This window comes from Vibrio sp. qd031, assembly GCF_002100145.1.
Classification (GTDB): domain Bacteria; phylum Pseudomonadota; class Gammaproteobacteria; order Enterobacterales; family Vibrionaceae; genus Vibrio.
Genome location: NZ_JXQD01000029.1, coordinates 111,599 through 126,021, shown reverse-complemented (window position 1 = coordinate 126,021; position 14,423 = coordinate 111,599). Strand labels below are relative to the sequence as shown.

Here is a 14,423-nt window from a genome sequence, read left to right as displayed (position 1 = left end):
AAACTCTTTACACTATAGCTTATAGACGCAGTTTTTAGTATCGAATTATTGTTGGCAAAAGAGCGCGTAAGTCAAAAAAAAGAGGCGCTAACGCCTCTTTTAGTTTGTTAATTTGCAGGCATTTAGTCGTGCAATTCAGCCCAAACTTGAGCGCATTTCACTGCACGCTGCCAGCCAACGTAACGCTGTTCACGCTTACCGTCATCTTGGCTAGGTTCAAAACGCTTATCGACAATCTCTTTATCAGCAAGTTCATCAATAGACGACCAAAACCCGACTGCCAAGCCAGCCAAGTACGCGGCACCAAGGGCGGTTACTTCGGTGACTTTAGGTCTAATTACATCCGCATTAAGAACATCGCACTGGAACTGCATAAGGAAGTTATTCGCAACAGCGCCACCATCGACACTGAGTGACAAGATGTCATTGCCTGAGTCGACTTTCATTGCATCCATCACGTCACGGGATTGATAGGCAATCGACTCCAGTGTTGCACGAACAATATGATTTGAGTTTGAGCCTCGGGTTAAGCCAACAATTGTGCCTCGTGCATAAGGATCCCAGTAAGGTGCGCCTAATCCAGTGAAGGCAGGAACCACATAAACCCCATTCGATGAGTCGACTTTGGTTGCGAAATACTCGGAATCGTTAGCGTCGGTGATCAGCTTCATTTCGTCACGCAGCCACTGAATCGACGCGCCGCCCATAAATACCGCGCCTTCTAGCGCATAATTCGGTTCACCGTTCGGGCCGCAAGCAATTGTCGTTAACAACCCACTATTTGAGGTGACTTTTTCCTTGCCCGTGTTCATCAATAAAAAGCACCCTGTACCGTAGGTGTTTTTTACTTGGCCTGGTTGGACGCAGCGGTGACCAAACAATGCAGCTTGCTGATCGCCTGCGATGCCTGCAATAGGAATTCGAATCCCGCCTTTCCCCCCAAGGTTTGCTTGGGCATAAACTTCTGAAGAGCTTTTCACCTCTGGCATCATTGAACGAGGAATACCAAATTTCTCGAGCAAGGTGTCATCCCATTGCATGCTATTGATATTAAACAACATGGTTCGCGAGGCATTAGTGTAATCGGTCACATGGACACGGCCTTGGGTCATTTTCCAGACTAACCAAGTATCGACCGTTCCAAACAGCAACTCCCCTGCTTCAGCTTGCTCTCTTGCACCGTCCACATTGTCGAGTATCCATTTTACTTTTGTCCCTGAAAAATACGGGTCAAGCACCAACCCTGTGGCGTCTTTTATGTATTCTTCTAGCCCTTCAGCTTTAAGCTGGTCGCACATTTCGGCAGTACGGCGGCATTGCCATACAATGGCGTTATAGACAGGTTTACCGGTATTTTTATTCCACACAATGGTTGTTTCACGTTGGTTTGTGATACCAATAGCCGCAATTTGCGCCGCTGCGATGCCGGCTTTACTCAGCACTTCCACTAATGTGGCACTTTGCGTGGCAAAAATTTCCATCGGGTCGTGTTCTACCCAACCTGCCTGAGGATAAATCTGTTCAAACTCTCGTTGAGCAACGCTCACTATATTGGTGTCATGATCCAGTATCACAGCACGTGAACTGGTGGTCCCTTGGTCCAAGGCAACAATATAGGGGGCGTCTTGGTGTACATTGAGGGTCATATCCATCTCCCACGGATCATCTTATTTTATTTTGAACGCAATAGTGCTCGTAAATGCTCGTTCGAGCAACATCAACGCTACAATTGAAACAAGAATTGTTAACTTAATCAAGAAATCACTCTCATTCTCGTCAGCAATTCAAAAAAAAGCTCGTCTAACCTTAACCATTGGCCCCTAGACTGATAAATTAGCCACTGCAACCTCGCTTATATATAGGGACTTACGTGAAATCTAGTTTGCGCCACAGCCAAATTGTTAAATGGGTAAACGACAAAGGGTTTGTTGAAACCGATGAGTTAGTTGACCATTTTGGTGTTAGTCCACAAACGATTCGTCGTGATCTTAATGAACTCGCGAAGCAAAATTTACTCAAGCGAAACCATGGCGGAGCAACGGTATTTTCTAGCTCAGAGAATACCGCATACGATCAACGTAAAGTACTCGCACTGCAAGAAAAAGATCTCATCGCTCAGGCATTAGTTAAGCATATACCCAATGGAGCAACTCTGTTTATAGACATTGGTACAACGCCAGAGTCTATTGCTAGAGCACTGCTCAATTCTCACCAACAGCTCAATATCGTGACAAACAATATCCATGTAGCCACGTTGCTTATGACCAAAAGTGACTTTAAAGTCATTATTGCCGGTGGTGAAGTTCGCAGCGTCGATGGTGGCGTTACCGGGGAAGCAACATTAGATCTTATTTCGCAGTTTCGCTTAGACTTTGGCATTTTGGGGATCAGTGGAATTGATGACGATGGCTCTCTTCTCGATTTTGACTATCACGAAGTTCGCGTCAAACGAGCCATCATTGAAAATAGCCGCCAAGTGTACTTAGGGGTAGACCATACAAAATTTGGGCGCAGTGCGATGGTTAAACTAGGCAACATTAGTGAAATCGACCGTATGATCACCGACCAACTCCCCTCAAAGACTATCCAAGAAATTGCCAAACTCAATGACGTCGTCATCGAGATTGCGACGCCCTAGGAGTCTATTTGGCTCTGTTTAACACAGAGCGCCACCGTTATCCCTCACAAACAAAGCCGTTACAGCGACAGACAACCTCTTTCGCTGCAACGGCTTTTTAATTATGTTTACAAAATGTAAAGTTTAATGCACTAAACCTCTGGTTTTTTGCTCAAATTTTCGTACAATACCCAAAACGAGCATAAACGAGCGAAAACGAAAGGTTTAGTGATGAGCGAACAAGTAATGGACATTATCGTCGTTGGCGGCGGTATCAATGGTGCTGGCATAGCAGCAGACGCCTCGGGTCGTGGGCTTAGCGTCGGTTTATACGAAGCAAAAGACTTTGCAAGCGCGACCTCCTCTGCCAGTTCAAAACTGATTCACGGTGGCCTACGTTATCTAGAACATTATGAATTTCGTTTAGTGTCGGAAGCATTAAGCGAACGTGAAGTTATTTTGAAAAAAGCGCCTCACATTGCAAAACCCATGCGTTTTCGTTTGCCTCATCGTCCATTTTTGCGTCCAGCTTGGATGATTCGTGCAGGCCTATTTCTGTACGACAACCTTGGAAAACGATCCACGCTCAAAGGCAGCCACAATGTTGACCTGACCAAAGACGGTATTTTCAAACCAGAGATCAAACGCGGTTTTGAGTATTCGGACTGCTGGGTTGATGACGCGCGACTTGTCATTCTTAATGCTATGCAAGCCAAAGAAAATGGTGCAGAAGTGAAAAACTACACCACTGTGACCAAAGCAACCCGCGTTAATGACTTATGGGAAGTGGAATTGCGTAACCAACTGACCGGTGAGTCTTTCACTCGTTATAGCCACGCTTTGGTTAACGCAACCGGACCTTGGGTAAAAAGCTTTTTAACGGAAAACCTCTCTCAATCCTCTCCTTACGGAATCCGATTGATCAAAGGTTCCCACTTTGTCGTGCCTAGATTGCACAACGGCGATCACGCGTATATTTTGCAAAATGACGACCAACGAATCGTTTTTGTTATTCCATACTTAGACAAGTTCTCGATTGTCGGGACCACCGACGTCGAGTACAAAGGCGATCCAAGAGATGTCGCACTAGATAACACCGAACGCGATTACCTGCTTGAGGTGTTGAACAAACACTTCACACAGCAACTCTCAGTGGACGATATTGTTTGGACATTCAGTGGCGTAAGACCTTTGTGTGATGACGAATCCGATTCACCGCAGGCCATCACTCGCGACTACACGCTTTCGTTAAACCAAGAAGAAGAACAAGCTCCATTACTATCGGTATTTGGTGGCAAGCTCACAACATACCGAAAGCTTGGTGAATCAGCGATGAAGCAACTCAAGCCTTTTCTCGCTAACATGGGCGAGAGTTGGACTAGCGACTCTACCCTCCCTGGTGGCGAAAACTTCAATAGCACTGATATTCACCACAGGCTAAAGGCCCAGTGTGCGTGGCTAACTGACGCAACTATTTCGCGCCTAATTCAACAATATGGTTCGCGCAGTCTAACGCTACTTAACAATATCAACGCAGAAGAACAATGCGGTGAGCACTTCGGCGATCAGGTATACCAAATTGAAATTGATTACCTTCGTGAGCATGAATTTGCACAAACATTTGAAGACATAGCTTGGCGCAGAACTAAGCTTGGGTTGTTATGTTCGAAACAGACACAGCAAAACATTAGTGACTTTATCTCTTCAAATCAGATAATAAATCAACCAGTTAGCGCATAGCATAAATACCTTTCACTTCGACACTGAGCCACCTTCACGTTCGGTGTCGACTTTCTTTACAGTTTCGTTACAGAGACTATTCAGCGTCAGTAACTGCGATTAATCAACCAGTTATCCTCATACCTTTCTTTTTCGCAGCATATTTCGGTCAGCACACCGCCAACACAGCGTCAAGTTTACTTACAAAAACTTAACAATAGACAAATAACTAACATTCAACTCACTTTAAATGACTGATGAAAATAGTCTTTCTTTTGCTGGCATGCGTTATGCAAATTGTGAATGGTATGTGACCAAGGTGGTTGCTAACACTCGAAGATGCAGTGTTCCGAAAGGGGTTTACTATGTTTAAGACGACTTTATTTACAGCTTTAGGATGTATGTTCATTGCAGGACAAGCGCAAGCGATCACTTTCCAGTTTGATTGGAACGGGGGGGCATACGACTATGCCATACCTAATGGAGGCGCAGCGGCCAACGGTAATGATTACGATGGTGTGGAGCTCGTGTATGATTATGACGTTAGCGACTATTTAACCGTAGGTAGTAGCACCGGCGATACAGTTCAAGACATCAGTCCCCCAAATGCGGGTATTGGTGCTGATGGTGGCGTCAACGGTGACAATACCGGAATCGGCGAGTGGCTAACATTAGCATTCTCATCTGATGTAACGGTAACCGCAATTTCGTTCAATGGTGGTACCGGCACTCCTGGTGCTGGACATGGTGATACATGGGATGGCGACTCTCATGAAATTTTATTTGAACTCGTCAACGGTGACACTGATGCAATCGAAGATTCAAAAACCCACAATTTTGCGGGTAGTCCGGATGGTGTATTAGACGGTTTAACCGGAGATGTGCTAACTGACGACTTTGTGAGAATTACATCTGTTGATACTCGCTTCTACCTCGAATCGATTACCTTCGAGCTTAGCGATATTGAAATCACAACCTTCGGTATCCCAGTGCCAGAGCCTGAAACTCTTGTTCTATTCAGTCTTGGCTTAATTGGCTTGGGTGCGTCACTAAGACATCGTCGTAGAACCAGCTATTCGTAATTGCAAACAATGCATTAAACAAAAAGGGAGCTATGAGCTCCCTTTTGTTATTCTAGTAAGTCTACTATTCCCACTCGATGGTAGCCGGTGGCTTACCAGAAATATCGTAAACCACTCGAGAAATACCGTCGATCTCATTAATAATGCGATTGGATACTTTTCCTAGGAAATCGTATGGAAGGTGTGCCCAGTGCGCAGTCATAAAGTCGATAGTTTCAACAGCGCGCAACGAGACAACCCAATCGTATTTACGGCCATCACCCATTACACCAACGGAGCGAACTGGTAAGAATACCGTAAAGGCTTGAGATACTTTGTTGTACAGATCCGCTGCGTGCAGTTCTTCAATGAAGATAGCATCAGCGCGGCGTAGTAGGTCACAGTACTCTTTCTTAACTTCACCCAGTACACGAACACCAAGACCAGGCCCAGGGAATGGGTGGCGATAAAGCATGTTGTATGGCAGGCCAAGCTCAAGACCAATTTTACGTACTTCATCTTTAAACAGCTCACGCAATGGTTCAACAAGCCCCATTTCCATATCATCTGGCAAGCCACCAACGTTGTGGTGAGATTTAATGACGTGAGCTTTGCCTGTTTTCGAGGCAGCCGACTCGATCACATCTGGGTAAATCGTACCTTGTGCTAACCAACGTGCATTGGCTAACTTCTTCGACTCTTCATCAAACACATCAATGAACACATGGCCAATGGTTTTGCGTTTTTGCTCTGGATCCGATTGACCTTCAAGAGCATTCAAAAAGCGCTCTTCTGCGTCAACGTGAACGATGTTTAACCCAAAGTGGTCGCCAAACATTTCTAGGACTTGGTCCGCTTCGTTTAATCGAAGTAGCCCATTGTCAACAAACACACAAGTGAGTCGGTCGCCGATCGCGCGGTGAACCAGCATAGCAACTACCGAAGAGTCAACGCCACCAGACAAACCAAGAATCACTTCATCATCACCCACTTGCTCTTTAATGCGAGCAATTGCGTCGTCGATAATGCTTTGCGAAGTCCACAGCTTTTCACAACCACAAATATTGAGTGCAAAGTTCTCTAGCATACGTTGCCCTTGGCGAGTATGCGTCACCTCTGGGTGGAACTGAACACCATAGAATTTTTTCTCTTCATTGACCATTGCAGCAAACGGACAAGTATCAGTTTGAGCAATTTTAGTGAAGTTCGCTGGGATCTCGACAACCTTATCACCATGGCTCATCCACACATCAAGGAGTGCATTGCCATCCTCTGCAATAGCATCTTCGATGTTTTTGAACAATTCACAGTTTTCCACCACTTCAACTTGAGCATAACCAAATTCACGCTCGTCAGAGCCCGAAACTTTGCCACCAAGTTGCTCAGACATTGTCTGCATGCCGTAACAAACGCCAAGTACTGGAACACCCGCGTCAAATACATATTGAGGAGCTCGTGGAGAGTCATTCTCTGTAACGCTCTCTGGACCACCAGATAAAATAATGCCATTAGGAGCAAATTCTTTGATGTCTTGTTCATCAACATCCCAGCTCCAGAGTTCACAGTAAACACCAATTTCTCGGATGCGACGTGCGATAAGCTGAGTGTATTGTGAACCAAAGTCCAAAATAAGGATGCGTTGATCGTGGATATTCTTTGTCATTAGAAATAATCTCAAATATTAGGTGGTCGGCTCCATTCCTTAGAACCAAAACTTTAAATAATTAGGGTAGTCAAAGTGTGTATCACTTTAACCGGAAACAGTGCGAGCACCGCTAAGTGCTCGCAAGGTATTCGTTAGCCCAAACGGTAGTTTGGAGCTTCTTTGGTGATTTGCACGTCATGAACATGCGACTCTTTCATACCAGCGCCAGAAATACGAACAAACTCAGCGGTTGTGCGCATTACTTCAATGGTTGCAGAGCCCGTAAGCCCCATGCTTGAGCGCAGACCGCCCATTTGCTGGTGAACGATCTCTTTCAATTTACCTTTGTAGGCGATTCGACCTTCGATGCCTTCTGGAACCAACTTGTCTGCAGCATTATCGGTTTGGAAGTAACGGTCAGATGATCCTTGAGACATTGCGCCCAAAGAGCCCATGCCACGGTAAGACTTGTAAGAACGACCTTGATACAAAATGATCTCACCAGGCGCTTCTTCTGTGCCTGCGAACATTGAGCCTACCATGACACAAGAAGCGCCCGCTACGATAGCTTTACAAATATCACCAGAAAAACGAATACCACCGTCGGCAATCACTGGAATACCGTGTTTATCGGCAACTTCAACTGCATCGGCAATCGCGGTAACTTGAGGAACACCAACACCGGTAACGATACGCGTTGTACAAATTGACCCAGGGCCAATACCGACTTTTACTGCACTGACACCTGCGTCAATTAACGCCTGCGCACCAGCGCCTGTCGCCACATTACCGCCGATGATGTCTAGATCAGGATGCGCTGCGCGAGTTTCACGGATACGTTGCAATACGCCTTCAGAGTGACCGTGTGATGAGTCAATCAGCAGTACGTCAACACCCGCTTCAACGAGAGCGGCAACACGTTCTTCGTTACCAGCACCAGCACCAACAGCTGCACCAACACGCAAGCGGCCACGTTCGTCTTTACATGCGTTAGGTTTACGTTCTGCTTTATGGAAGTCTTTAGCTGTGATCATGCCGCGCAGTTCGAACTGGTCGTTGACAACCAATACTTTTTCTACGCGAGCACTGTGCATTTTTTCTTCGACTTCTTCACGAGACGCACCCTCGGTTACTGACGCAAGCTTATCTTTAGGCGTCATAACTGCTTCGACTTTCTTAGACAAATCAGTAACAAAGCGAACGTCACGACCGGTAATAATACCCACCAACAAGTTATTGTCGGTCACTACTGGGAAGCCACCAAAGCCGTGAATGCGGGTCAGTTCCAGCACCTCAGCAATAGATTGTTCAGGTTTAACGGTCACGGGATGTGACACGATGCCTGCTTCAAAAATCTTAACCTGGCGAACCATCTCAGCTTGTTGCTCGATGGACATGTTTTTATGGATGAAGCCGATGCCACCTTCTTGGGCCAAAGCAATCGCAAGGCGAGCTTCAGTTACCGTATCCATAGAGGCGGAAATCATAGGAATATTCAACGTGATGTTCTTCGTCAATCGAGTACGAAGATCAGCCGTGTTTGGGAGAACAGTGGAGTGAGCTGGTACGAGTAGGACATCATCGAACGTCAGCGCTTCTTTGGCAATTCTTAGCATTTGCAATATCTCACAACAAGTGGTTTAAAAAACAGTAAATCCAAATCAATTAGCGGCGAAATTGCGGCGCCATAATCGGATTTGGATTTGATATTGCAGACGGATTATACGCACTACGCAAACGGTTGGCCACACATTTTTGTGATAAAAATTTGCCTTTCTACCCTTGATATGTATTATATTGCCGCTAATTCCTACACCCACGTCTTCGTGATTTGAGTCAGCCTTATCGTGCTTTCTACTAACAACCCCAATATTTATACTGTTTCTCGCCTCAACTCTGAGGTGCGTCTATTACTGGAAAATGAAATGGGTGTTATCTGGTTAGTGGGTGAAATTTCTAACTTTTCTGCTCCAGTATCAGGGCATTGGTACTTCACGCTTAAGGACTCTCGTGCTCAAGTAAAGTGCGCGATGTTTCGCGGTAACAACCGGCGCGTCAATTTTCGTCCAGAAAACGGTAAGCAAGTTTTAGTCAAAGCACGTCTTTCACTGTATGAACCTCGCGGCGACTATCAACTTATTGCAGACTCGATGCAGCCAGAAGGTGACGGTCAACTGCAACAGCAGTTTGATGCCTTGAAGATGAAGTTAGCTGCTGAAGGGCTCTTTTCACAGCAAAGCAAGCTCCCAATACCTGAACATCCCAAAACGGTTGGTGTGATCACATCAAAGACTGGGGCGGCATTACACGATGTGCTCGATGTTCTCAAGCGACGCGATCCTAGTTTGAATGTCATTATTTACCCAACTATGGTGCAGGGTGAAGAAGCGTCTATATCTATTGCTCAGGCTATTGGCCGTGCAAACGATCGTCAAGAGTGCGACGTATTGATCCTTGGTCGTGGCGGCGGCTCGCTAGAAGATCTATGGTGTTTTAATAACGAAATAGTGGCGAGAACCGTTGCGGCGAGTCAGATCCCGATTATTAGTGCTGTTGGCCATGAAGTCGATGTCACCATTTGTGATTTTGTGGCCGACTTAAGAGCACCAACACCTTCCGCTGCCGCAGAGTTGGTCAGTCAAGATCAAAGTCATAAAGCCAGCCAAGTGTTGAATTTGGTTGCAGCGCTTAAACGCTCAATGAGCGCACAGTTAAGTAAGCAGCAACAAACATTCGTACACTTGCAGCACAAACTGGATAAAGCCCACCCTCAATACCGATTAGAGAGACAAGCTCAAAGATTAGATGATTATCAGTCTAGAATAGAGCAAGCGATGCGCCACTACTTCAATGCGCAGACAAAACACCTGATCCAGAGTGGCCATCAATTACATATGGCAAGCCCCAAAAGGCGGATTGAAATCCAAAGCCAAAAGGTGTCTCACTTAAGTGATAAGCTAAACAGCTTAGCCAAACGCACTCTGGTAGAAAAGCAGCATCAACTTGCCATGCAGATGGAAAAACTCGATACCGTTAGTCCTCTGTCTACTCTAAAACGCGGCTATTCTATAACACATAAAAGCGATGGTTCAGTCGTCGTGGATAGTACTGTCGTCAAACAAGGTGATACGTTAACTACTCGACTGTCGAGTGGAGAGATCACTTCAACCGTGATTGATACCAAACCACTTTAACTGATTGGTTTGAACTCAAATCGAACCTTAGACTTCGATTGCAATTCATTGCAGGTATTACAAAAGTAATTTGCTGCGCCGCACGCTTGGAGCTTTTCTAATTCTGACTCACACTTTGGGCAGTAACCCACTTTTAGATAAGCCGCATTGCAACTCTCGCATTCGTAGCGACTATTCCAACTCAACTCTTTATCACATTTAGGGCAGAGGTTATCTGTCATACTATTTCCTTGAACCTTTTAAGCGTTTACTGTTTATACCATTGAAAAAGATCTCTTGTCGCATAAGCATTGTTAAGGATCAACTCACTGATCTTAGGCTTATAGGCATTTGATCAGCGATCTACCCTAAAAAGAACATTTATATAACCACATACCGAAAGCATAAGTTACATATCCTGCATTTCAATTTTAGGTAGTATAAAAATCTATTTTCATTCCAATATTACATATTTACAGAACAAACCAAAACGATCTTATTGCGATCGCAGTGCGTTTCTCTGCTCATTGCCTGATTAGTGTATCAAAATTCTTTCGCCATTGACGATGTCACATGTCAATCTGAGTTCAAACTATAAGTCCTTATTTTCCTGGGTACTCTGCTGCATAAACCTCAAAAAAAAGCCTCGGTAAAATACCGAGGCTTAATACATTCTTCATCACTGATGCGACTATCGTTTGTTCTTTCCTTTGATCATTGTCATCAGTCGCTTGCGCTTTCTCTCTTGTGACAAGGTCATTTTATTACTTTTACCCTCAAACGGGTTTTCGCTGTTTTGAAATTGAATACGGATAGGTGTTCCCATAATTTCCAAACTACGACGATAGTAATTCATTAAGTAACGCTTGTACGACGCTGGCAGTTCATTCACCTGATTACCATGAATCACCACGATAGGTGGATTGTACCCACCTGCGTGTGCGTATTTTAGCTTAACACGTCGTCCACGAACTAATGGCGGTTGGTGATCTTCTGTCGCCATTTTCATAATACGAGTCAGCACAGAAGTACCAACACGTGTCGTTGCAGATTTATACGCTTCTTGAACCGACTCAAACAAGTGACCAACGCCTGTGCCATGAAGGGCTGAAATAAAGTGAATACGAGCAAAATCGACAAAACCTAAACGTCGGTCTAGCTCCTTTTTAACGCCTTCTTTGACGTCTGTATCCAATCCGTCCCATTTATTGACGGCGATAACAATAGAGCGACCTGCATTAAGCGCAAAACCAAGTAAGCTTAGATCTTGGTCCGAAATATTTTCTCTTGCATCAATAACAACCAATACTACGTTAGCGTCTTCTATTGCTTTTAGAGTTTTTACCACCGAAAACTTCTCAACGGTTTCGTTGATACGCTTACGACGGCGAACACCCGCGGTATCGATAAGCACATATTCACGCTCATCACGCTCCATTGGGATATAGATAGAGTCACGTGTGGTTCCAGGCATGTCATACACAACCACACGCTCTTCACCTAAAATGCGATTGGTCAGCGTTGATTTACCCACGTTAGGGCGGCCAATGATCGCCAATTTGATTGGCTGGTCTTGCAGGCGCTTGTATTCGGCTTCGGCTTCTTCTTCGGTGTACTCCAGCTTTTCCTCTTCTGGTGCTTCTTCACCCGTTAGATCTTCAATTTGCTGGCTCTTTAGCTCTTCTGCAAACGGATTCAGAGCTTTATCAATCAATGATGCTACACCACGGCCATGAGCTGCAGCGATCTGATACATAGACTCCATACCAAGCTGCCAAAATTCTGCACTGGCGGCGTCCGCATCGACACCATCAACTTTATTAACCACCAGCATTGCCGGCTTTTCGATGACTCGAAGGTGCTGAGCTATCGCTTCGTCTGCAACGGTGAGGCCAGCGCGGCCATCAACCATAAACAGCACAACATCGGCTTCTTCAATCGCCGCTAGCGATTGCTCGGCCATTTTGGTTTCTACGCCCTCTTCAGTGCCGTCGATACCACCTGTATCGATCACAATAAAATCGTGCTCACCCAGCTTCGCCTGACCGTATTTACGATCACGTGTTAAACCAGGAAAATCAGCAACCAACGCATCTCGAGTGCGAGTTAGGCGATTAAATAGGGTGGATTTACCCACATTAGGACGTCCAACTAAAGCAACTACAGGAACCATAATGACCTCAAAATTCAATAACTAAGTAAATGGCTTTGCCACTTACGTGTCGTCTTCTCGACGATAGTGTTTCAGAAAACGCACCTACGAAAGCAAAACCAACCAACAACGTTCAATCGTTTATGATGGTATTATTTAGCATAGACGCCATTTTTAGTGGCTGCTGTAAACAGCAAAACGGCTCCAACTGTCGCCAGCATGGAGCCGAATGTGAATTATATCACTCTTTTACGTGTAACTTAACCTATTCGTTGTTAAGCGAATACTTAATTACACTGCCTTTTCGAGTCTGAATAACAAATCCGTCGTCTAACTCAACAGGACCCACAGCAAAGCCACTTTCATCGACCAGTTGTTGTGCAACAAAATTACCGCTGCGACGATCTAACCAATGTAAGTAGCCTTCGCTATCACCAACAACAACCATGTCATCGATCAGTTTTGGCGCAGTGAGCAGTCGATTTTCAAGTAGCACGTTGCTCCACAGCTCTGTACCACTACGAGCATCAACAGCAACGACGTGGTCTCGGTCGGTAATCAAGTACAATGTGCGGCCATCGCTGGTAATGTCCATCGCGGAAGAGTAGTTACGCTTCCAAGCGGGACTACCAGAGCGAAGATCAATCGCCACTAGCTGACCATTAAATCCTACTGTATACAGATTTGTACCCAGAATAAGAGGGCTTGCATCCACATCCACTAAGCGATCAATTTCTGTCGCACCTTTTGGGGTCGCGATAGGCTGTTGCCAAATGAGCTGACCCCGTTCGATAATTGCGGCTGCCAAACGACCGTTTGCGGTTCCCCAAAATACACCGCCAGAGGCGGTCACAGGAGAACTGGTTCCTCGCAGCGATAATGCCGGAACTTCAGTACTGATCGACCAGACTTCTTCTCCGGTTTCCTCTTTGTGAGCAACCAAAATACCACGGCTAGTATGAGTCAGTACTAAGTTAGAATCGGTTGCCGACTCAGATAACACTTCACCCTGCACCGGTGCCCGCCATTTGATCTCGCCAGACTCTACGTCCAAAGAAATCAGCTCGCCATTTTCTGAGCCAATAAAAAGCTGTCTGTAGGCCGCGTGGATCCCACCAGATAGTCTTGCAGACGTGTCTTGCTGAAGGTTCTGAGACCAAATTTCTTTGCCGGTCTCAGGCTCCAGTGCTCGCACCATACCGTCGCGACTGGCCACAAATAGTGTGTCGTACGCGTAGACTGGTGATAACTCGCTGAAAAAGTGCCCTACTCCACCGCGTACGGTCGAGGTCCAGTTGGTCGCTGGTGTGAACTCACTTTGGACCACAGGTAGCGGCGCCATGATCACCGTATCTTCTTCACTCGAACACGCCGCTAAGCCTGTTACAAGTGCTGCCGCCCACAATAGTTTTGTTATTGGTTTACGCATCCAGCCGCCCTTATTGAGCCAAATCATCCAGTTTGAGTTGAATCAGCTGGCTAGCATCAACAGATTGCTGAGCTTCAAGGTAGGCGGTTCTTGCCGCTTCTTTATTCCCCTGACGAAGAAGAATGTCGCCTTTAGCTTCTGCAACTCGGCCTTGCCAACCTGAAGATGTGACTGTTGCCAATTGCTCTAGTGCGCCGTCAAACTGCTCAAGTTCCGCCATTACGCGCGCTTTGCGAACGGTTAGCACGGTTTTAAGTGCAGCGTCTTTAGTCGACGATTGCGCAAGCTCCAACTGAGCTAAACCTTGCTCAAGTTCACCGGCTGCAACATAGCTTTTCGCCAGCTGCATTGCTGCAAGAACGGCGTATTCTTCGCCTTTGTTGGCTTCGATAAACGCCAGTGCGTCTTCAGTTGCTGATGCACTTTGCATCGCGAATGCATCACTGATGGTGTTGTATTGTTGTGACAGAGCTTCTTGTGCTTCAAGGACACTGTCTTGGTAATAGCGCCAGCCAAACAGGCCACCTAAACCAACAACTGCGCCCACAACGATCGCTTTACCATTCTCTTGCCACCAATTTTTAATGGCTTCTACTTGTTGTTCTTCATCGTCGTAAATTTCCACGA

General features: G+C 45.8%; 11 protein-coding genes. 4 read left to right on the top strand and 7 right to left on the bottom strand.

Annotated elements, in window-relative coordinates; translation table 11 throughout:
- Positions 1-122 precede the first annotated feature (122 nt).
- On the bottom strand, positions 123-1,646 hold the full coding sequence (glpK, locus tag ST37_RS16380) for a glycerol kinase GlpK (RefSeq protein ID WP_084888381.1): 1,524 nt from the start codon (positions 1,644-1,646) through the stop codon (positions 123-125).
- Positions 1,647-1,870: 224 nt separating this feature from the next.
- On the opposite strand from glpK, the gene ST37_RS16375 reads away from it, so the two are divergent.
- The 3 genes from ST37_RS16375 to ST37_RS16365 all read left to right on the top strand — a co-directional run bounded on the left by ST37_RS16375 (position 1,871) and on the right by ST37_RS16365 (position 5,418).
- Positions 1,871-2,638 carry a DeoR/GlpR family transcriptional regulator gene (locus tag ST37_RS16375; RefSeq protein ID WP_084888379.1) on the top strand — a complete coding sequence of 256 codons (768 nt, stop codon included), beginning with the start codon at positions 1,871-1,873 and terminating at the stop codon, positions 2,636-2,638.
- A gap of 210 nt (positions 2,639-2,848) precedes the next feature.
- The gene (gene glpD, locus ST37_RS16370) at positions 2,849-4,357 is read left to right on the top strand and encodes a glycerol-3-phosphate dehydrogenase (protein ID WP_084888377.1); all 1,509 of its coding nucleotides are present in this window, start codon (positions 2,849-2,851) and stop codon (positions 4,355-4,357) included.
- Positions 4,358-4,701: 344 nt separating this feature from the next.
- Complete coding sequence (locus tag ST37_RS16365; protein WP_084888375.1) at positions 4,702-5,418, top strand: PEP-CTERM sorting domain-containing protein; 717 nt, start codon at positions 4,702-4,704, stop codon at positions 5,416-5,418.
- A 64-nt stretch (positions 5,419-5,482) separates the two neighbouring features.
- Here the strand turns inward: ST37_RS16365 and guaA are convergent, their stop codons facing one another.
- Positions 5,483-7,060, bottom strand: coding sequence for a glutamine-hydrolyzing GMP synthase (gene guaA / locus ST37_RS16360; protein WP_084888373.1), 1,578 nt, complete (start codon positions 7,058-7,060; stop codon positions 5,483-5,485).
- A 134-nt stretch (positions 7,061-7,194) separates the two neighbouring features.
- Positions 7,195-8,658, bottom strand: a complete 1,464-nt coding sequence (gene guaB, locus ST37_RS16355; RefSeq protein WP_084888371.1) for an IMP dehydrogenase — start codon at positions 8,656-8,658, stop codon at positions 7,195-7,197.
- A gap of 231 nt (positions 8,659-8,889) precedes the next feature.
- Here guaB and xseA point away from each other — a divergent pair, with 231 nt between their 5' ends.
- Positions 8,890-10,236: an exodeoxyribonuclease VII large subunit gene (gene xseA, locus ST37_RS16350; protein ID WP_084888369.1), complete on the top strand. Its 1,347-nt coding sequence runs from the start codon at positions 8,890-8,892 to the stop codon at positions 10,234-10,236.
- Here the strand turns inward: xseA and ST37_RS16345 are convergent.
- The 4 genes from ST37_RS16345 to ST37_RS16330 all read right to left on the bottom strand — a co-directional run bounded on the left by ST37_RS16345 (position 10,233) and on the right by ST37_RS16330 (position 14,421).
- Entirely contained in the window at positions 10,233-10,457 is a 225-nt protein-coding gene (locus ST37_RS16345) for a zinc ribbon domain-containing protein (protein WP_084888367.1), read from the bottom strand. The two genes, xseA and ST37_RS16345, sit on opposite strands and share 4 nt — an antisense overlap.
- Positions 10,458-10,906: 449 nt before the next feature.
- Complete coding sequence (gene der, locus ST37_RS16340) at positions 10,907-12,388, bottom strand: ribosome biogenesis GTPase Der (protein WP_084888365.1); 1,482 nt, start codon at positions 12,386-12,388, stop codon at positions 10,907-10,909.
- 244 nt (positions 12,389-12,632) lie between these two features.
- Positions 12,633-13,796 carry an outer membrane protein assembly factor BamB gene (gene bamB / locus ST37_RS16335; RefSeq protein WP_084888363.1) on the bottom strand — a complete coding sequence of 388 codons (1,164 nt, stop codon included), beginning with the start codon at positions 13,794-13,796 and terminating at the stop codon, positions 12,633-12,635.
- Positions 13,797-13,806: 10 nt separating this feature from the next.
- Positions 13,807-14,421, bottom strand: a complete 615-nt coding sequence (locus ST37_RS16330; RefSeq protein ID WP_084888361.1) for a tetratricopeptide repeat protein — start codon at positions 14,419-14,421, stop codon at positions 13,807-13,809.
- Between the last annotated feature and the right edge of the window lie 2 nt (positions 14,422-14,423).

What these genes read in the sequence shown, in the direction of transcription:
- glpD (WP_084888377.1), top strand. Translation starts at nt 2,849, where the DNA reads ATGAGCGAACAAGTAATGGACATTATCGTCGTTGGCGGCGGTATCAAT.
- guaA (WP_084888373.1), bottom strand. Translation starts at nt 7,060, where the DNA reads ATGACAAAGAATATCCACGATCAACGCATCCTTATTTTGGACTTTGGT.
- guaB (WP_084888371.1), bottom strand. Translation starts at nt 8,658, where the DNA reads ATGCTAAGAATTGCCAAAGAAGCGCTGACGTTCGATGATGTCCTACTC.
- der (WP_084888365.1), bottom strand. Translation starts at nt 12,388, where the DNA reads ATGGTTCCTGTAGTTGCTTTAGTTGGACGTCCTAATGTGGGTAAATCC.
- glpK (WP_084888381.1), bottom strand. Translation starts at nt 1,646, where the DNA reads ATGACCCTCAATGTACACCAAGACGCCCCCTATATTGTTGCCTTGGAC.
- bamB (WP_084888363.1), bottom strand. Translation starts at nt 13,796, where the DNA reads ATGCGTAAACCAATAACAAAACTATTGTGGGCGGCAGCACTTGTAACA.
- ST37_RS16345 (WP_084888367.1), bottom strand. Translation starts at nt 10,457, where the DNA reads ATGACAGATAACCTCTGCCCTAAATGTGATAAAGAGTTGAGTTGGAAT.
- ST37_RS16365 (WP_084888375.1), top strand. Translation starts at nt 4,702, where the DNA reads ATGTTTAAGACGACTTTATTTACAGCTTTAGGATGTATGTTCATTGCA.